We start from the raw sequence: 17,747 nt of genomic DNA on the forward strand, positions 1-17,747 counted from the left end.
CCGGTCGCCGGGCGGACCGGCGGCAGACGGCAGACGGTGCGGCACCCGGTGCCCGGTCAGGCTCGGTGCCCGGTCAGGACCAGCGCCCGGTCCGCCCGAGCAGCAGGGCGCCGGCCGCCACCCCGGCCGTCGAGGTGCGCAGCACGGACGGGCCCAGCCGGTACGGCCCCGCGCCGGCCTCGGCGAAGGCCGCCAGCTCCTCCGGGGAGACCCCGCCCTCGGGGCCGACGATCAGCACCAGGTCACCGGCGGGCGGCAGCGCGGCGGCGGCGAGCGGCTGGGCGCCGTCCTCGTGCAGCACGGCGGCGAACGCGGCCCCGGCCAGCAGCGGCGCCAGCTGGCGGGTCGTCATCGGGTCGCGGACCTCGGGGAACCGCAACCGGCGGGACTGCTTGCCCGCCTCCCGCGCGGTGGCCCGCCACTTGGCGAGCGCCTTCGCCCCGCGGTCGCCCTTCCACTGGGTGATGCACCGGGAGGCCGGCCACGGGATCACCACGTCGACGCCGACCTCGGTCATGGTCTCGACCGCGAGTTCGCCCCGGTCGCCCTTGGGCAGGGCCTGCACGACGACGATCCGCGGGGACGGACCGGGCTCGCGGCGCACCGCGAGGACCGTGACGTCGATCGCGTCCTTGCCGTGCACGGCCGCGACGGTGCCGTCCACGCCCAGGCCGAGCCCGTCCGCGAGGGTGACCGCCTCGCCGGGCTCCAGTCGCTTCACGGCGGCGGCGTGCCGGCCCTCGGGGCCGTCCAGGCGGACCAGCGTGCCGGCGGCGGCGCCTTCGAGCCGCGCGGAGTCGGTGACGAACACGGGTGCGGTCATCGGGGTCTGCCTCCGGGGGCTGGCGGTGCTGGTGCTGGTGCTGGTGCTCAGGTGTGCGGGTCGGGGCCGCGGGGGCTGCTCGGGCGCGCGGGCCTACGGGGGCGCTGACGCGTACGCCGGGGAGCGCACGTCGCCGCCCCCGCGCGCGAGGCGTCCCGCGGCGCGCTCCGACGGGCCCGCGCGGGGGTGACAGCGGCCCGCGCCCCCGTCGTACGGGGTCACGGGCCGCTGCCGCGCTTGCGCCCGGGGCTCGGCGGCTCAGCGGCCGTTGAAGGCGTCCTTCAGCCGCGAGAACAGCCCCTGCTGCCCGGGGGCGAAGGTGCCCGAGGGGCGCTCCTCGCCGCGCAGCAGAGCCAGCCGGCGCAGCAGCTCCTCCTGCTCGGGGTCGAGCTTGGTGGGCGTCTGCACCTCGACATGCACTATCAAGTCGCCCCGGCCGCCGCCGCGGAGATGGGTGATGCCCCGCCCGTGCAGCGGGATCGACTGGCCGGACTGGGTGCCGGGCCGGATGTCGACCTCCTCCAGCCCGTCCAGGGTCTGCAGCGGCACCTGGGTGCCGAGCGAGGCCGCCGTCATCGGGATGGTGACCGTGCAGTGCAGGTCGTCCCCGCGCCGCTGGAAGGTCGGGTGGGCGGTCTCGGCGATCTCGACGTACAGGTCGCCGGCCGGGCCGCCGCCGGGGCCGACCTCGCCCTCGCCGGCCAGCTGGATCCGGGTGCCGTTGTCGACCCCGGCCGGGATCTTGACGGTGAGCGTGCGGCGGGCGCGGACCCGTCCGTCGCCCGCGCACTCGGGGCAGGGGGTGGGCACGACGGTGCCGAAGCCCTGGCACTGCGGGCAGGGGCGGGAGGTCATGACCTGGCCCAGGAAGGACCGGGTGACCTGGGAGACCTCGCCCTTGCCGCGGCACATGTCACAGGTCTGCGCGGAGGTGCCGGGGGCCGCCCCCTCGCCGGAGCAGGTGGTGCAGGTCACGGCGGTGTCGACCTGGAGTTCCTTGGTGGTGCCGAAGGCGGCCTCCTCCAGGGTGATCTCCAGCCGGATCATCGCGTCCTGGCCGCGCCGGGTCCGCGAGCGGGGCCCGCGCTGGCCGGAGGCGGCGCCGAAGAACGCGTCCATGATGTCGGAGAAGCCGAATCCGGCCGCGCCCGCGCCGAATCCGCCCGCGCCGCCGCCGTTCGGGGAGAGGGGGTCGCCGCCGAGGTCGTAGACCTGGCGCTTGGCCGGGTCGGAGAGCACCTCGTAGGCGGCGTTGATCTCCTTGAACCGCTCCTGCGTCTTCGGGTCCGGGTTGACGTCCGGGTGCAGTTCACGGGCAAGGCGCCGGAACGCCTTCTTGATCTCGTCCTGCCCCGCATCCCGTCGGACGCCGAGTACCGCGTAGTAGTCCGTGGCCACCAAATGCTCCGCTTGTTCCGCCTCTAGAAGTGCTGCGACTGGTTGTCACCGTTGGAGGTCCAACGGCGCTGTTCTACGACTCGGCCAGGATCTGACCCACGTACCGTGCCACCGCTCGCACCGCCCCCATTGTGCCCGGGTAGTCCATCCGGGTCGGACCGATCACGCCCAGCTTCGCCACACTCTCGTCGCCCGAACCGTAACCGACCGAGACGACCGAGGTGGAATTGAGCCCTTCGTACGCGTTCTCCCGGCCGATCCGGACCATCATCCCGGCGTCGCCGGTCTCACCCAGCAGGCGGAGCAGGACGACCTGCTCCTCCAGCGCCTCCAGCACCGGCTGGATGGTGAGCGGGAAGTCGTGCCCGAAGCGGGTCAGGTTGGCCGTGCCGGCCAGCATGATCCGCTCCTCGTTCTGCTCGGCGAGCGCCTCGAAGAGGGTCGCCAGCACGGTGGTGACGGTCGGGCGGTCGGTCGCCTCGAAGGCGGCCGGCAGGCCTTCCAGGAGCTCGGGGACGTCCGGCAGCCGCTGCCCGACGGCGCGGGCGTTGATCCGGGCCCGCAGGTCCGCCAGGACGGTCTCGCCGACCGTGCCGGGACAGTCGACCATCCGCTGCTCGACCCGGCCGGTGTTGGTGATCAGGACGAGCATCACCTTGGCCGGCGCGAGGGCGACCAGCTCGATGTGCCGCACGGTCGAGCGGGAGAGCGAGGGGTACTGCACGACGGCGACCTGCCGGGTCAGCTGCGCGAGCAGCCGCACCGTCCGGGCGACCACGTCGTCCAGGTCGACCGCGCCGTCCAGGAAGTGCCGGATCGCGCGCCGCTCGGGCGCGGTCATCGGCTTCACCTCGGCGAGGCGGTCGACGAAGAGCCGGTAGCCCTTGTCGGTGGGGATGCGGCCGGCGCTGGTGTGCGGCTGCTGGATGTAGCCGTCCTCCTCCAGGGCCGCCATGTCGTTGCGCACGGTCGCCGGGGAGACCCCGAGACTGTGCCGCTCGACCAGGGCCTTGGAGCCCACCGGCTCCTCGGTGCCGACGTAGTCCTGGACGATCGCGCGCAGCACCGCGAGCTTGCGGTCGTCCAGCGGACGCACGTCGAGCTGCCTGCCGTCGAGGTGCCTGGTGTCGGACTTGCGGTCGTCCGCCCTGCGGTCGTTGGCCATGGGCACGCACCTCCGTCTTCGCACGTTGTCCGTTATGACTCGGTCTGGGTCACCCGGTGGATCACCCGCTGTGGGCCGCCTGGCACTCAGGACAGTCGAGTGCCAGAACCGTACCTGCCAGTGTAAGGCCCGGGCCCGACGGCAGGAACGGCCCGTCGGTGGTGATCCTGCACGCACCGCCCCGCGCGGGGTGATGCCGCCCGCCCCGCCAGGTGGCAGCATCGAAGTCAACCGGCGAATGCGAGGAGCAGCGATGTCGACCTCAGGGCAGCACACCCGTTTCGCGCCCGACCGTGGACTGACCGGCCGGATGGTCGCCACGATGTTCGTGATCGGCCTCCTGTACGTGGGCTTCACCGGTGTGCTCATCGTGCTGCTGCGCGGGGCCTGGCCGATCATCGTGCTGATCTCGGGCGGGCTGTTCGTCGCCCAGTTCTGGTTCAGCGACAAGATCACCGAACGGGCGATGGGCGCCCACGAGGTCACCCCCGAGCAGTACCCCCAGCTGCACGGAACCATTGACCGGCTCTGCGCACTCGCCGACATGCCCAAGCCCAGGGTGGCGGTCTCCCGGAACGACATGCCGAACGCCTTCGCCACCGGCCGCAAACCCGAGAAGTCCGTGGTCTGCGTCACCACCGGCCTGCTGCGCCGGCTGGAGCCGGAGGAGCTGGAGGGCGTCCTCGCCCACGAGCTCTCGCACGTCGCCCACCGGGACGTCGCCGTCATGACCGTCGCGGGGTTCCTCGGCGTGCTGGCCGGCGCGATGACCCGGATGGCCATGTACAGCGGGCTGATGGGCGGCAACCGCAACAGCAACGACCAGAACGCCGCCATCGCGATGCTGATCATCCCGCTGGTCTCGATGGTGGTGTACGTGATCAGCTTCCTGCTGACCCGGCTGCTGTCCCGCTACCGCGAGCTGGCCGCCGACCGGGCCGCCGCCCAGCTGACCGGGCGCCCCAGCGCGCTGGCCTCCGCCCTGACCAAGGTGACCGGCCAGATCGCCGCGATCCCCACCAGGGACCTGCGCCAGGCGCAGCCGTACAACGCCTTCTACTTCGCCCCCGCGCTCAGCGCCCGGGAGGCGGCCGGCCAGCTGCTGTCCACCCACCCGTCGCTGGAGAAGCGGCTGGAGCAGCTCGCGCGGATCTCGACCGACCTCAACCGCTGACCGCCCGGGAACAGCGGATCCCGTAAGGCCCGATCCCTCGCCCGATCGACCGTGGAGGAGCCCGATGGGATTCCTGGACACCCTGTTCGGCCGCAGCAAGCCCGTCCGGCCCGACCTCGACCAGCTCTTCGGCGTGCCGTCGGCGGCGCTGACCCTGGAGGCCGCCGCCGGGTTCCGGCCCACCGGGCTCGGCTCGGTCTGCTTCGCGGCCGTCGAGGGCGGCGCCTTCGGCGAGGTGGAGCGGCAGGTGCGCGAACTGCTGGACGCCGACACCGGCCGCGGCGGCGTCCCGGTGGAGGCGAGCCAGGACGGCTACGGCTACTCCTGGCTGCTGGCCCGGCACACCCCCGAGGAGCTGCCGGAGCTGGTCAACGACCTGCACGCGGTCAACAGCGAGCTGGAGGCGAACGGCTTCGGCCCGCAACTGCTCTGCTCCCTGGTGGGCTTCCGCAACGACGCCGGGCAGTCGCTGGCCCTGGTCTACCTGTACAAGCGCGGCACCTTCTTCCCCTTCGCGCCCGTGCCCGGCGGCGGCGAGAAGCGCAACAGCCCGCTGGAACTCCAGATCAAGGCGATGCTCGGCAACGACCTGCGGGTCGAGTCCGACCTCTCCCGCTGGTTCCCGGTCTGGGGCGCGCCGGGGCTCTGAGCCGGCCCGGAATCCCTGGTACGGGCGCCGTCCGGGCCCTACCGTTGCCGGTCATGACCGACTGGCAGCAGATCATCGACCACGGTTCGGCCCGGCCCGCCGACCGCTCCCCGGCCGGACTGGTCGCCGAACTCACCGAGGCGCTGCGCTCGCCCGACCCGGTGCTCCGCGACGACCAGGCGTACACCCTGCTGGCCCGCTGGATCCCCGGGCTCGACCGGGAGCTGCGACGCGACCTGGGCGACACGATGGCGGCGCGACTGTCCGACCCAGAGATCCAGACCCGAAGCTTCGCCGCGCCGGTCCTCGCCGCGCTCGTCAGGAACGGCGACCACCGGGCCGGCCGGGTCACGGCGTTCGCCGACTGATACCCCGCCGAGACGGACCTGCGCGGCCACCACCCGCAGCTCGGCCGGCTGCACGCGGTGGCCCACGGCGCCGACCTGCTGGGAGCCCTCGGACGCTGCCCGCAGGTCGCACCGGCGCCGCTGCTCGACCTCGGCGCGGCCCGCCTGTTGGCCCCCGCCACCCACGTGTGGGACGCGCAGGAGGACGACCGGCTCGCCCGGGCGCCGGCCCTCGTCCTGACCCGTCCCGAACTGACCTGGGAGGAGTCGCTCGGCTGGCTGGACGCCGTCGCCGCCGACTTCGCGGCCGGCACGCCCGGCCCCGTCCCCGCGTACGCCTCCAACACCATGCGCACCCTGCGGATGCTCTATCTGCTGGCCGACCGCGGTGTGCGACCCGGCCCCCAAGGCGTCGGCGAAGCCGTACCGCTGACGCACCGTACGGCGCTGCTCGCGCGGCTCGCCGAGGTGCTGTCGGTGGTCGCGCCGTTCCTCGGGTGAGGCGCCGGGTGCGCGTGCCCGGCGGTGGGGTGACGGAGGGTTTCGTATAGTCCGAGGATGCGCAGCAGGAGTTACGGCCCGGACCTGACCCCGCCGTGGAAGCGGCAGCAGCCCGCCCCGGAGGTGCCCGCCGAGCGGGGCCTCGTGGTGGAGGAGGCGGCCACCGGCTTCTGCGGGGCGGTGGTGCGGTGCGAGAAGACGGCGGAGGGGCTGACGGTCACCCTGGAGGACCGCTTCGGCAAGCACCGGGTGTTCCCGATGGGCGCGCGCGGCTTCCTGCTGGAGGGCCGGGTGGTCACCCTGGTCCGGCCGGCCGGCGCGGCACCCGCGCCGGCGAAAGGGCCGGGCCGGACGGCCTCCGGCTCGGTGGCCGTGCCCGGGGCCCGGGCCCGGGTCGCCCGCGAGTCGCGGATCTACGTGGAGGGCCGGCACGACGCCGAGCTGGTCGAACGGGTCTGGGGCGACGACCTGCGGATCGAGGGCGTGGTGGTGGAGTACCTGGAGGGCATCGACGACCTGCCCGCGATCGTGGCCGAGTTCTCCCCCGGCCCGGGCCGGCGCCTGGGCGTGCTGGTCGACCACCTGCTGCCGGGCACCAAGGAGCACCGGATCGCCGGCCAGGTCACCGGCTCCTCGGTGCTCGTCGTCGGCCACCCGTACATCGACGTCTGGGAGGCCGTGAAGCCCGCCAGCGTCGGCATCCCCGGCTGGCCGCAGGTGCCGCGCGGGGAGTCCTGGAAGGAGGGCGTCTGCCGCCGGCTCGGCTGGCCGGTGGACACCCCCGCCGCCTGGAAGCGGATCCTCGCCTCGGTGAACTCCTACCGGGACCTCGACCCGGCCCTGCTGGGCCGGGTCGAGGAACTGATCGACTTCGTGACGCTCACGGAGGACTGAGCGCCCTCGGGCGTGGGTCCGGTACTCCACCGTGTCGGGCGTCACCCCGAGCACGGCCGGCGAACGGGGTCGCCGAACCTGCTGGTCCGCTCGGAGCGGTGATCGGGCAGGCCCCGGGCGACGGCTGCTCCCACGCCGACGGGACTCAGTCCACGAGGTCACGCACGACGCCGTCCGCCAGCAGCCGCCCCCGCAGGGTCAGCACGGCGCGGCCGGCCTCGAAGGCGGCGGGGTCGAGCAGGCCGTCGTCGAGCGCCCGGTGGGCGGCCTCCAGGCCGGCCGGGGCCAGCAGGGAGAGCGGGCAGCCCTCGACCAGCCGCAGCTCCAGCAGGATCCGCTCGACCCGGCGGTCCGCCGCCGGGAGCACCTCGCGGCCCTGGCCGGGCGTGCGGCCCTCGGCCAGCGCCTGGGCGTACGCGGCGGGGTGCTTGGCGTTCCACCAGCGGACGCCGCCGACGTGGCTGTGCGCGCCGGGGCCGGCGCCCCACCAGTCGGCGCCGGTCCAGTAGAGCTCGTTGTGGCGGCAGCGGGCGGCCTCGGAGGTGGCCCAGTTGGAGACCTCGTACCAGCCGAACCCGGCCTTGCCGAGCGCCTCGTCGGCGATCAGGTAGCGGTCGGCGTGCACGTCGTCGTCGATCATCGGCAGCTCGCCGCGCTTGACCCGGGCGGCCAGCTTGGTGCCGTCCTCGACGATCAGCGAGTACGCGGAGACGTGGTCGGGGCCGGCGCCGACGGCGGCGTCCAGCGAGGCCCGCCAGTCGTCGTCCGACTCGCCGGGGGTGCCGTAGATCAGGTCCAGGTTGACGTGCTCGAAGCCGGCCTCCCGGGCCTCGGCCACGCAGGCCTCGGGCCGGCCCGGGGTGTGGTGGCGGTCGAGCAGCTCCAGGACGTGCGGGCGGGCGCTCTGCATGCCGAAGGAGATCCGGTTGAAGCCGCCCTCGCGCAGCTCGGCGAGGTAGGCGGGGTCGACCGACTCCGGGTTGGCCTCGGTGGTGACCTCGGCGCCGGGCGCCAGGCCGAACTCCTCGCGGATCGCCGCGAGCATCCGCACCAGGTCACGGGCGGGCAGCAGGGTGGGGGTGCCGCCGCCGAGGAAGACCGTCCGCACCGGGATGTCGGCGTCGCCGAGCACCGTCCGGGCGAGCCGGATCTCCGCCACCAGGTTGTCGGCGTAGGTCTCCTGCGAGGCGACCGTGCCCGAGGAGCGCAGCTCGGTGGCGGTGTAGGTGTTGAAGTCGCAGTAGCCGCAGCGGGTGGCGCAGTACGGCACGTGGACGTAGAACCCGAAGGGCCGCTCTCCCAGCCCGTCGAGGGCGTGGGCGGGCAGGGAACCGTCGGACGGCACGGGTTCGCCGTCGGGGAGTGCGGAAGGCATTGGTCCATTGTCCCGTACGGCACGGGTGTGCCGTACGGGACGACGGAGGAGCCGCGGACGGGCCGGTCAGGCCTCGACGGCCCCCGCGTACATCTGGGTGACCGCGTCGGCGTAGGTCTTCTCGACCACCGGGCGCTTGATCTTGAGGCTCGGGGTCAGCTCGCCGTGCTCGATGTCCAGGTCGCGCGGGAGCAGGGTGAACTTCTTCACCGTCTGCCAGCGCTGGAGGTCGGTGTTCAGCCGCTGCACGAAGCCCTCGATCAGCTCGCGCACCTGCGGCGAGGAGACCACCTCGGCGTAGGACCGGCCGGCCAGCTCGTGCTCGGCGGCCCACGGCATGATCACCGCTTCGTCCAGGGCGATCAGCGCCGTGCAGTAGTTGCGGCCGTTGCCGATCACCAGGATGTTGCTGACGAACGGGCAGATCGCCTTGAACTTGCCCTCCACCTCGCTGGGCGCGACGTACTTGCCGCCGGAGGTCTTGAACAGGTCCTTCTTGCGGTCGGTGATCCGCAGGAAGCCGTCCTCGGTCAGCTCGCCGATGTCCTCGGTGTGGAACCAGCCGTCCGGCTCCAGCACCTCCGCGGTCTTCTCCGGCAGGTTGTGGTAGCCGCGCATGACGCCCGGGCCGCGCAGCAGGATCTCGCCGTCCTCGGCGATCCGGACCTCGGTGCCCGGCAGCGGCAGGCCGACGGTGCCGATCCGGAAGTCCTCCGCGCGGTTCACGCAGGACCCGGCGCTCGTCTCGGTGAGGCCGTAGCCCTCCAGGATCGGGACGCCGGCCCCGGCGAAGAAGTAGCCGATCTCGGGCGCCAGCGCGGCGCTGCCGGAGACCGAGCCGCGCATCCGGCCGCCGAAGGCCGCGCGGATCTTGGCGTAGACGAGCTTGTCGGCCAGCGCGTGCTGCAGGCCCAGCGCGAACGGCACCGACTCCCGGCCGGTCGCGATCCGGGTGGCCTGGGAGATCCGGGCGTGCTCACGGGCGACCTTGGCCGCCCACTGGAAGATCTTGTACTTGGCGCCGCCCTCGGCCCGGGCCTTGCCGGCGATGCCGTTGTAGACCTTCTCGAAGATCCGCGGCGCCGAGGCCATCAGGGTCGGGCGGATGACCGGCAGGTTGTGGATGATCCGGTCGACCCGGCCGTCCAGGGCCATCACGTGCCCGGTGGCGATCTGCCCGGAGATCAGGGTCTTGCCGAAGACGTGCGACAGCGGCAGCCACATGAACTGGATGTCCTCGGCCCGCAGCAGCCCGCTGGCCTCCTGGGCCCGGCCCTCGTACGCCCAGCAGTCGTGCACCAGGCGCACGCCCTTGGGGCGGCCGGTGGTGCCGGAGGTGTAGATGAGGGTGGCCAGCTGCTCCTTGTCGATGGCCGCCACGGCCTTGTCGACGGCGTCGGCGTGCTCCGCCAGGTACTCGTTGCCCAGCCGCTCCAGCTCCGCGAAGGTGAGCACGGTCAGGCCGGCCGGCTCGGGGATCTCGGCGGGGGCGTCGAACAGGATGACGGTCCTCAGCTCCGGCAGGTGCTCCCGCTGGCTGACGGCCTTGTCCAGCTGGGCCGCGTTCTCGGCGAACAGGGCCTTCGAGCCGGAGTTCGACAGGATGAACGCCGTCTCGTCGGCGTTGGTGCTCGGGTAGACGGTGGTGGTGGCCGCGCCGGCGCACATGTTCCCGAGGTCGGCGATGATCCACTCGACCCGGGTGGACGAGGAGAGCGCGACCCGGTCCTCGGCCTCGATGCCGAGCGACATCAGCCCGGCGGCCACGGCCTTCACCCGGGCGGCGGTCTGCGCCCAGGTGAGCGAGCGCCACTGCTCGGCGCCGGGGGCGCCGTCCGCGGCGTGCTCGTCCACCGGCACGGGGTAGCGGTAGGCCTCACCGTTGGGTGTCGCCGCCACCCGGTCGAGGAAGAGGTGTGCGACGGAGGCGGGGCGCCCGGCGACGATGTCGACACTGCCGGAGCCGATCAGGGACTGCGCGGAACTCAACGAGACCTCCGGGGGCGGGTGGCCGAGGGTGAACGGTGACCGTGGGGGCGGCCGCCGGGCCGTCTTGTTAACCGACAAGTAACAAGGGGATGGCAGCAGCCTAGGGGGAAACCAGCCGTTCCGTAAGAGGGTGACTCCAGCTGGCACACCGGCGCGCCGCAAGTGCAATGCGCGCCACTAGTCTCAGGGTCGGACCGAGGCAATGCCGTTGTACGAGTCCCCCGAGGACCCAAAATCGGGATGCGAATCCCACTGTCGAGCATGAGAGTGTTGCCAGTGCTGATCAGACTGCTCAGGGCCCATTTGACGCCCTACTCCCGACCGATCTCCCTGCTGGTGCTGCTCCAGCTGGTCTCCACCATCGCAGCGCTCTACCTGCCGACCCTGAACGCCGACATCATCGACGACGGCGTGGTGAAGGGCGACACCGGCTACATCCTGCAGATCGGTGCGGTGATGATCGCCGTCACCCTGGTCCAGGCGGCCTGCTCGATCGGCGCGGTGTACTACGGCGCGCGCACCGCGATGGCGGTCGGCCGCGACATCCGCGCCTCGGTCTTCGACCGGGTGCAGAGCTTCTCGGCCCGCGAGCTGGGGCAGTTCGGCGCGCCCTCCCTGATCACCCGCACAACCAACGACGTCCAGCAGGTCCAGATGCTGGTCCTGATGGGCTTCAACCTGATGGTCGCCGCGCCGATCATGTGCTTCGGCGGCGTGCTGATGGCCCTCAACCAGGACGTCCCGCTGTCCGCGCTGCTGCTGGTCGTGGTGCCGCTGCTCGGCACCGTGGTCGTCCTGCTGGTGCGCCGGCTGCGGCCGCAGTTCCGCAGCATGCAGAAGAAGATCGACACCGTCAACCGGGTGCTGCGCGAGCAGATCACCGGCATCCGGGTGATCCGCGCCTTCGTGAAGGACGGCCACGAGCAGGAACGCTTCGCCGGCGCCAACCAGGAGCTGACCGACGTCTCGCTGCGGGTCGGCAAGCTGATGGCCTTCATGTTCCCCAGCGTGATGTTCGTGGTGAACCTCTCGAGCGTCGCCGTGATGTGGTTCGGCGCCCACCGGATCGACAGCGGCGGGATGCAGATCGGCGCGCTCACGGCCTTCCTCTCCTACCTGATGCAGATCCTGATGAGCGTCATGATGGCCACCTTCATGTTCATGATGGTGCCGCGCGCCGAGGTCTGCGCCGAGCGGATCGAGGAGGTGCTGGGCACCGAGTCCAGCGTCGTCCCGCCCACCGACCCGGTCACCGAGCTGCTGCGACGCGGCAACCTGGAGCTGCGCAACGTCGAGTTCCGCTACCCGGGCGCCGAAGCCCCGGTGCTGCGCGGCATCGACATCCTGGCCCGGCCCGGCGAGACCACCGCCGTGATCGGCTCCACCGGCAGCGGCAAGTCCACCCTGCTCGGCCTCGTCCCGCGGCTGATCGACGCCACCGGCGGCGAGGTGCTGCTGGACGGCGTGGACGTCCGCCGGCTGGCGCCCGAGCTGATCGCCGAAACCGTCGGACTGGTCCCGCAGAAGCCGTACCTGTTCTCCGGCACGGTGGCCGGAAACCTCCGCTACGGCCGGCCGGACGCGACCGACGAGGAGCTGTGGCACGCGCTGGAGGTCGCCCAGGCGAAGGAATTCGTGGAGAAGTTCCCCGAGGGCCTGGACGCCCCGATCGCCCAGGGCGGCGGCAACGTCTCGGGCGGCCAGCGCCAGCGCCTGGCCATCGCCCGCGCCCTCGTCCGCAAGCCCGGCGTGTACCTCTTCGACGACTCGTTCTCGGCACTCGACTACGCCACCGACGCGAAGCTGCGCAAGGCGCTCGCCCGGGAGACCGCCGAGGCGACCGTGCTGATCGTCGCGCAGCGGGTCAGCACCATCCGCGACGCCGACCGGATCATCGTCCTGGACGAGGGCGCCGTGGTCGGCGTCGGCACGCACCACGAGCTGATGGCCGACAACCCGACATACCGGGAGATCGTGCTCTCCCAGCTCACCGAGCAGGAGGCGACGTGACCACCCCGATGAACAAGGGCCCCGAGAAGCCGGGCCCCGGGGGCAAGAGCCCCGGCGGCGGCCCCGGCCCGGCGGACGGCGCGGCGCCGAAGATCGCCGTCAGCGACTCGCAGACCGCCGCCGCCCGTCGCGGCCCGGCCGGCCCCGGCCGGTTCATGGGCGGCCAGGGCGCCGAGAAGTCGATGGACTTCAAGGGCTCCGGCAAGCGCCTGCTGAACCTGCTGCGCCCCGAGCGCGCGGCCATCGTCGGCGTGCTGGGGCTCGGCGTGCTGAGCATCGGCTGCGCCGTGGTCGGCCCCAAGGTGCTCGGCAACGCGACCGACCTGATCTTCGCCGGCGTGGTCGGCCGACAGGCCCCGGCCGGCGAGACCAAGGCCCAGGTCCTCGACGGCCTGCGCGCGAACGGCCAGGGCGGCGTCGCCGACATGCTCAACTCGGTCGACTTCACCCCCGGCCAGGGCATGGACTTCGGTGCCATCGGCACCGTGCTGCTCTGGGTGCTGGCGATCTACGTGGCCTCCGCCCTGTTCGGCATCGTGCAGGGCCGGATCGCGGCCAACGCCATCCAGCGCACGGTCTTCCGGATGCGCGAGTCGGTGGACGCCAAGCTCTCCCGGCTGCCGCTGAGCTACTTCGACAAGCAGCCGCGCGGCGAGGTGCTCAGCCGGGTCACCAACGACATCGACAACATCGCCCAGTCGATGCAGCAGACCACCGGCCAGGTGGTGAACTCGACCCTCACCGTCGTGGGCGTGCTGGCCATGATGTTCTGGATCTCGCCGCTGCTGGCCCTGATCGCGCTGATCTCCGTCCCGGCCTCGATCGTCGTGGCGACCAAGGTCGGCAAGCGGGCGCAGCCGCAGTTCGTCTCGCAGTGGAAGACCACCGGCCAGCTGAACGGCCACATCGAGGAGATGTACACCGGCCACGCGCTGGTGAAGGTCTTCGGCCGGCAGAAGGAGTCCGCCGAGACCTTCCGCGAGCACAACGAGGCGCTGTACGCGTCGAGCTTCCGGGCCCAGTTCATCTCCGGGATCATCCAGCCGGCGATGATGCTGATCGGCAACCTGAACTACGTGCTGGTGGCCGTGGTCGGCGGCCTGCGGGTGGCGAGCGGCGCGCTGTCCATCGGTGACGTGCAGGCGTTCATCCAGTACTCCCGGCAGTTCAGCCAGCCGCTCACCCAGGTCGCCAGCATGGCCAACCTGGTGCAGTCCGGCGTCGCCTCGGCGGAGCGGGTCTTCGAGCTGCTGGACGCCCCCGAGCAGTCCGCCGAGCCCGTCAGGCCCGAGCGCCCGGCCGAGCTGCGCGGGCGGGTCGCCTTCGAGGACGTGGCCTTCCGCTACGACCCGGAGAAGCCGCTCATCGAGGACCTCTCGCTGAAGGTCGAGCCCGGCCACACGGTGGCCATCGTCGGCCCGACCGGCGCCGGCAAGACCACCCTGGTGAACCTGCTCATGCGGTTCTACGAGGTCAGCGGCGGCACGATCACCCTGGACGGGGTGGACATCGCCGCGATGACCCGCGAGGAGCTGCGGGCCGGCATCGGCATGGTGCTCCAGGACACCTGGCTGTTCGGCGGCACCATCGCGGAGAACATCGCGTACGGCGCCGACGGCGGCGCCACCCGCGAGCAGATCGTCGAGGCGGCGAAGGCCGCGCACGTCGACCGCTTCGTCCGCACCCTGCCGGACGGCTACGACACCGTCATCGACGACGAGGGCACCGGCGTCAGCGCCGGCGAGAAGCAGCTGATCACCATCGCCCGGGCCTTCCTGGCCGAGCCGAGCATCCTCGTCCTGGACGAGGCGACCAGCTCCGTCGACACCCGCACCGAGGTGCTGATCCAGCGGGCCATGGCCCGCCTGCGCAGCGGCCGGACCAGCTTCGTGATCGCCCACCGCCTCTCCACCATCCGGGACGCCGACGTGATCCTGGTGATGGAGAACGGCTCGATCGTCGAGCAGGGCTCGCACGACGACCTGATCGCCGTCGGCGGCGCCTACGCCCGCCTGTACCAGGCGCAGTTCGCCGAGGCGGTGGCCGAGGTCGACTGACCGCGGCGGGGGCGCGGGTCCGCGCCCCCGCGGGCGGAGGGCGAGGGGGAGGCCGGTGGGACCGGCCTCCCCCTCGTCGTGTGCCGGCTCCCGGAGTGCCCGGCCCCCGGCCGCGGACCCACCGGCCTCCCCGGCCCCGCGGCCGCCCGCCTCCCCCGGCCCCGGGCCGCCTCGGCGGCCGAACCTCGGACCGGCCGCTCCGAGGCCTGAAAAAGATCTTCCGTGCCGCCCCCGGCACTGCCACACTCGCACCCGTGCCAACACCCCAGGACGTCTACGAGACCCACTTCGGCTGGACCGGTCGGAGCACCCGCAAGGCCGTCACCAACGCCGTCGGCGCGCTGACCGGCCTGGTGGCGATCGCGATCGGCGTGCTCGTCAGAGGCGCGGCCGGACTGGTGCTGGTCACCCTCGGCGTCCTCGCCCTGCTCACCGCGGGCGCCTCGCTGGCCGTCACCGCGGCCGCCGTCCGCGGCCGCCGGACCGCCCTGCGGGTGGACCGCGAGGGCATCCTGCTGGGCGGCCACCCCCTGCGGTACGAGGGCACCAGCGCACTGGTGCCCTGGGGCGACATCGTCGGGGTGGAGCTCTGGGTCCGGCGGACCGGGGCCATGTCGTACGTCGGCCTGCACCGGATCGAGGGCGCCCCCGACCTGCCGGCCACCACGACCAATCCCAAAACCCTCCAGGCCGCCGAACGGGCCGCCGGTCGGCCCATCGCGCTGGTGACCGCCAGCCGCCCGATCCACCTCTGGGAACTCGACGTCCGGCAGCTGCTGAACACCATCGCGAGGTACGCGCCGCAGGCGGTGATCACCGTCGACCCGGCCTTCCCCGGCGGGGCCTGAGCACCGCGGTTGACCGGGCCGGACCGTCCGGGCGACGCACGAGGGCGCCACCACCCCGGCCGGGGTGGCGGCGCCCTCGTGCGCTACCGGGTTCCGCCTACGGACACCGGCCCGCGGGCTACTTCTTCTCCTTCGGGGCGTCCGCGTCGGTGGACAGCGCGGCGATGAAGGCCTCCTGCGGGACCTCCACGCGGCCGACCATCTTCATCCGCTTCTTGCCCTCCTTCTGCTTCTCCAGCAGCTTGCGCTTGCGCGAGATGTCACCGCCGTAGCACTTGGCGAGGACGTCCTTGCGGATCGCGCGGACGGTCTCACGGGCGATCACCCGCGAGCCGATGGCGGCCTGGATCGGCACCTCGAACTGCTGGCGCGGGATCAGCTTCTGCAGCTTGCCGGCCATCATGATGCCGTAGTTGTAGGCCTTGTCCTTGTGCACGATCGCGGAGAACGCGTCGACCGCGTCGCCGTGCAGCAGGATGTCGACCTTGACCAGGTCGGCCGTCTGCTCGCCGATCGGCTCGTAGTCGAAGGAGCCGTAGCCGCGGGTCTTGGACTTCAGGATGTCGAAGAAGTCGAAGACGATCTCGGCGAGCGGGAGCGTGTAGCGCAGCTCCACCCGGTCCTCGGACAGGTAGTCCATGCCCTGCATGTTGCCGCGACGGCTCTGGCAGAGCTCCATGACGGCACCGACGAACTCGTTCGGCACCAGGATGGACCCGCGGACCACCGGCTCGTGCACCTCGGAGATCTTGCCGGTCGGGAACTCGCTCGGGTTGGTGACGGTGTGCTCGGTGCCGTCCTCCATCACCACCCGGTAGACCACGTTCGGGGCGGTGGAGATCAGGTCGAGGTTGAACTCACGCTCCAGCCGCTCCCGGACGATCTCCAGGTGCAGCAGGCCGAGGAAGCCGCAGCGGTAGCCGAAGCCCAGCGCGACCGAGGTCTCCGGCTCGTACACCAGGGCGGCGTCGTTGAGCTGGAGCTTGTCGAGGGCGTCGCGCAGCAGCGGGTAGTCGCTGCCGTCCAGCGGGTAGAGACCGGAGAACACCATCGGGCGGGGCTCCTTGTAGCCGCCCAGCGGCTCCGTCGCGCCCTTGTGCATCGAGGTGATGGTGTCGCCGACCTTGGACTGCCGGACGTCCTTCACACCGGTGATGATGTAGCCCACCTCGCCGACCCCGAGGCCGTCGGCGACCTTGGGCTCGGGCGAGATGACGCCGATCTCCAGCAGCTCGTGGGTCGCGCCGGTGGACATCATCTCGATCCGCTCGCGCTTCGTGAGCTCGCCGTCGACCACCCGGACGTAGGTGACCACGCCGCGGTAGGTGTCGTAGACCGAGTCGAAGATCATCGCGCGGGCCGGGGCGTTCTTGACGCCGACCGGGGCCGGGATCTTCTCGACCAGGTGGTCGAGCAGCTCCGGCACGCCGAGGCCGCTCTTGGCGCTGACCTTGAGGACGTCCTCCGGCTCGCAGCCGATGATGTGCGCGATCTCGGCGGCGTACTTCTCCGGCTGGGCGGCCGGCAGGTCGATCTTGTTCAGCACCGGGACGATGGTGAGGTTGTTCTCCAGCGCCAGGTACAGGTTGGCGAGGGTCTGCGCCTCGATGCCCTGGGCGGCGTCCACCACGAGGATGGTGCCCTCGCAGGCGGCGAGCGAACGGGACACCTCGTAGGTGAAGTCGACGTGGCCCGGGGTGTCGATCATGTTGAGGATGTGGGTCTTCCCCGCACCCTCCCCGACCGTCGGCGCCCAGGGGAGGCGGACCGCCTGCGACTTGATGGTGATACCGCGCTCGCGCTCGATGTCCATGCGGTCGAGGTACTGGGCACGCATCTGCCGGGGGTCGACGACGCCGGTGATCTGCAGCATCCGGTCGGCGAGGGTCGACTTGCCGTGGTCGATGTGGGCGATGATGCAGAAGTTGCGGATCAGCGCCGGGTCGGTACGGCTGGGCTGTGGCACATTGCTGGGGGTCGCGGGCACCTTGGTCCGATTCTCCGTTGGTCCGGGGGCCGGGCGCTCGCCCCCTCGCCGTCGCACTCGACGTCGGGCTGAGGAGCCGCTTCCCGGGGACCGGACGGTCTCGTCCGATCGATATGGCTCCGACCATCTTCCCACGAGCGGGCATCGGCTCACCGTCCAGCCGGGAACCCGTCGCCGGAACCGCTCCTAGACTGCCTTCCATGATCTTGGAAAGCGCACTGCTCGACGTAGTGTCCGGCCGCGAGGAGGACTTCCTCGCGGCGTTCACCGAGGCCAAGCCGCTGATCGCGGTCCAGCCGGGATTCCGCTCGCTGCAGCTGCGCCGCTGCCTCGACGAGGGCCGCGGCTCGCGCTTCCTGCTCCAGGTGGAGTGGGAGACCCTGGCCGACCACACCGAGGGCTTCCGCCGCTCCGCCGAGTACGGGCGCTGGCGCGCCCTGCTGCACCCCTACTACTCGCCGTTCCCCGAGGTCGAGCACTACGGGGAGCCCGTGCTCACCGCGTAGCGCGGCGCCGTCGGCCCGGGGCCC

At 72.1% G+C, this 17,747-nt stretch carries 15 protein-coding genes; 9 read left to right on the forward strand and 6 right to left on the reverse strand.

Annotation, left to right across the window (positions count from 1 at the left end; all coding sequences use genetic code 11):
• Window positions 1-73: 73 nt before the first annotated feature.
• The 3 genes from J2S46_RS13760 to hrcA all read right to left on the reverse strand — a co-directional run bounded on the left by J2S46_RS13760 (window position 74) and on the right by hrcA (window position 3,386).
• The gene (locus J2S46_RS13760) at window positions 74-823 is read right to left on the reverse strand and encodes a 16S rRNA (uracil(1498)-N(3))-methyltransferase (RefSeq protein WP_191289227.1); all 750 of its coding nucleotides are present in this window, start codon (window positions 821-823) and stop codon (window positions 74-76) included.
• A gap of 258 nt (window positions 824-1,081) precedes the next feature.
• Complete coding sequence (gene dnaJ / locus J2S46_RS13765; RefSeq protein WP_073927634.1) at window positions 1,082-2,221, reverse strand: molecular chaperone DnaJ; 1,140 nt, start codon at window positions 2,219-2,221, stop codon at window positions 1,082-1,084.
• 73 nt (window positions 2,222-2,294) lie between these two features.
• The gene (gene hrcA / locus J2S46_RS13770; RefSeq protein ID WP_191289228.1) at window positions 2,295-3,386 is read right to left on the reverse strand and encodes a heat-inducible transcriptional repressor HrcA; all 1,092 of its coding nucleotides are present in this window, start codon (window positions 3,384-3,386) and stop codon (window positions 2,295-2,297) included.
• Between the two features lie 253 nt (window positions 3,387-3,639).
• Here hrcA and htpX point away from each other — a divergent pair, with 253 nt between their 5' ends.
• From htpX to J2S46_RS13795, 5 genes are all read left to right on the forward strand, one after another.
• On the forward strand, window positions 3,640-4,560 hold the full coding sequence (gene htpX / locus J2S46_RS13775; protein ID WP_191289229.1) for a zinc metalloprotease HtpX: 921 nt from the start codon (window positions 3,640-3,642) through the stop codon (window positions 4,558-4,560).
• A gap of 64 nt (window positions 4,561-4,624) precedes the next feature.
• A complete protein-coding gene (gene pspAB / locus J2S46_RS13780; protein ID WP_191289230.1) occupies window positions 4,625-5,209 on the forward strand; it encodes a PspA-associated protein PspAB in 585 nt (194 codons plus the stop codon).
• A gap of 53 nt (window positions 5,210-5,262) precedes the next feature.
• Window positions 5,263-5,577, forward strand: a complete 315-nt coding sequence (locus J2S46_RS13785; RefSeq protein WP_229912507.1) for a hypothetical protein — start codon at window positions 5,263-5,265, stop codon at window positions 5,575-5,577.
• Window positions 5,578-5,595: 18 nt separating this feature from the next.
• Window positions 5,596-6,057 carry a DUF2785 domain-containing protein gene (locus J2S46_RS13790; protein WP_268255681.1) on the forward strand — a complete coding sequence of 154 codons (462 nt, stop codon included), beginning with the start codon at window positions 5,596-5,598 and terminating at the stop codon, window positions 6,055-6,057.
• A gap of 57 nt (window positions 6,058-6,114) precedes the next feature.
• Window positions 6,115-6,951, forward strand: coding sequence for a DUF3097 domain-containing protein (locus J2S46_RS13795; protein WP_191289231.1), 837 nt, complete (start codon window positions 6,115-6,117; stop codon window positions 6,949-6,951).
• 145 nt (window positions 6,952-7,096) lie between these two features.
• Here J2S46_RS13795 and hemW read toward each other — a convergent pair whose 3' ends face one another.
• Window positions 7,097-8,326, reverse strand: coding sequence for a radical SAM family heme chaperone HemW (hemW, locus tag J2S46_RS13800; protein ID WP_191289232.1), 1,230 nt, complete (start codon window positions 8,324-8,326; stop codon window positions 7,097-7,099).
• A gap of 66 nt (window positions 8,327-8,392) precedes the next feature.
• Window positions 8,393-10,315 (reverse strand): AMP-dependent synthetase/ligase, encoded by a 1,923-nt coding sequence (locus J2S46_RS13805; protein WP_229912510.1) that lies wholly within the window; start codon window positions 10,313-10,315, stop codon window positions 8,393-8,395.
• A 276-nt stretch (window positions 10,316-10,591) separates the two neighbouring features.
• Here J2S46_RS13805 and J2S46_RS13810 point away from each other — a divergent pair, with 276 nt between their 5' ends.
• The 3 genes from J2S46_RS13810 to J2S46_RS13820 all read left to right on the forward strand — a co-directional run bounded on the left by J2S46_RS13810 (window position 10,592) and on the right by J2S46_RS13820 (window position 15,230).
• Window positions 10,592-12,325 (forward strand): ABC transporter ATP-binding protein, encoded by a 1,734-nt coding sequence (locus tag J2S46_RS13810; RefSeq protein ID WP_191289353.1) that lies wholly within the window; start codon window positions 10,592-10,594, stop codon window positions 12,323-12,325.
• Window positions 12,326-12,480: 155 nt separating this feature from the next.
• On the forward strand, window positions 12,481-14,382 hold the full coding sequence (locus J2S46_RS13815; RefSeq protein ID WP_229912584.1) for an ABC transporter ATP-binding protein: 1,902 nt from the start codon (window positions 12,481-12,483) through the stop codon (window positions 14,380-14,382).
• Between the two features lie 254 nt (window positions 14,383-14,636).
• Window positions 14,637-15,230 carry a hypothetical protein gene (locus J2S46_RS13820; protein ID WP_191289233.1) on the forward strand — a complete coding sequence of 198 codons (594 nt, stop codon included), beginning with the start codon at window positions 14,637-14,639 and terminating at the stop codon, window positions 15,228-15,230.
• A gap of 118 nt (window positions 15,231-15,348) precedes the next feature.
• Here J2S46_RS13820 and lepA read toward each other — a convergent pair whose 3' ends face one another.
• On the reverse strand, window positions 15,349-17,217 hold the full coding sequence (gene lepA / locus J2S46_RS13825) for a translation elongation factor 4 (RefSeq protein WP_073927648.1): 1,869 nt from the start codon (window positions 17,215-17,217) through the stop codon (window positions 15,349-15,351).
• A 200-nt stretch (window positions 17,218-17,417) separates the two neighbouring features.
• Between lepA and J2S46_RS13830 the strand changes: the two genes are divergently transcribed.
• On the forward strand, window positions 17,418-17,723 hold the full coding sequence (locus tag J2S46_RS13830) for an antibiotic biosynthesis monooxygenase family protein (protein ID WP_191289234.1): 306 nt from the start codon (window positions 17,418-17,420) through the stop codon (window positions 17,721-17,723).
• Window positions 17,724-17,747 lie beyond the last annotated feature (24 nt).

Origin of the sequence: Kitasatospora herbaricolor, from assembly GCF_030813695.1 — a bacterium.
Lineage (GTDB): Bacteria > Actinomycetota > Actinomycetes > Streptomycetales > Streptomycetaceae > Kitasatospora > Kitasatospora herbaricolor.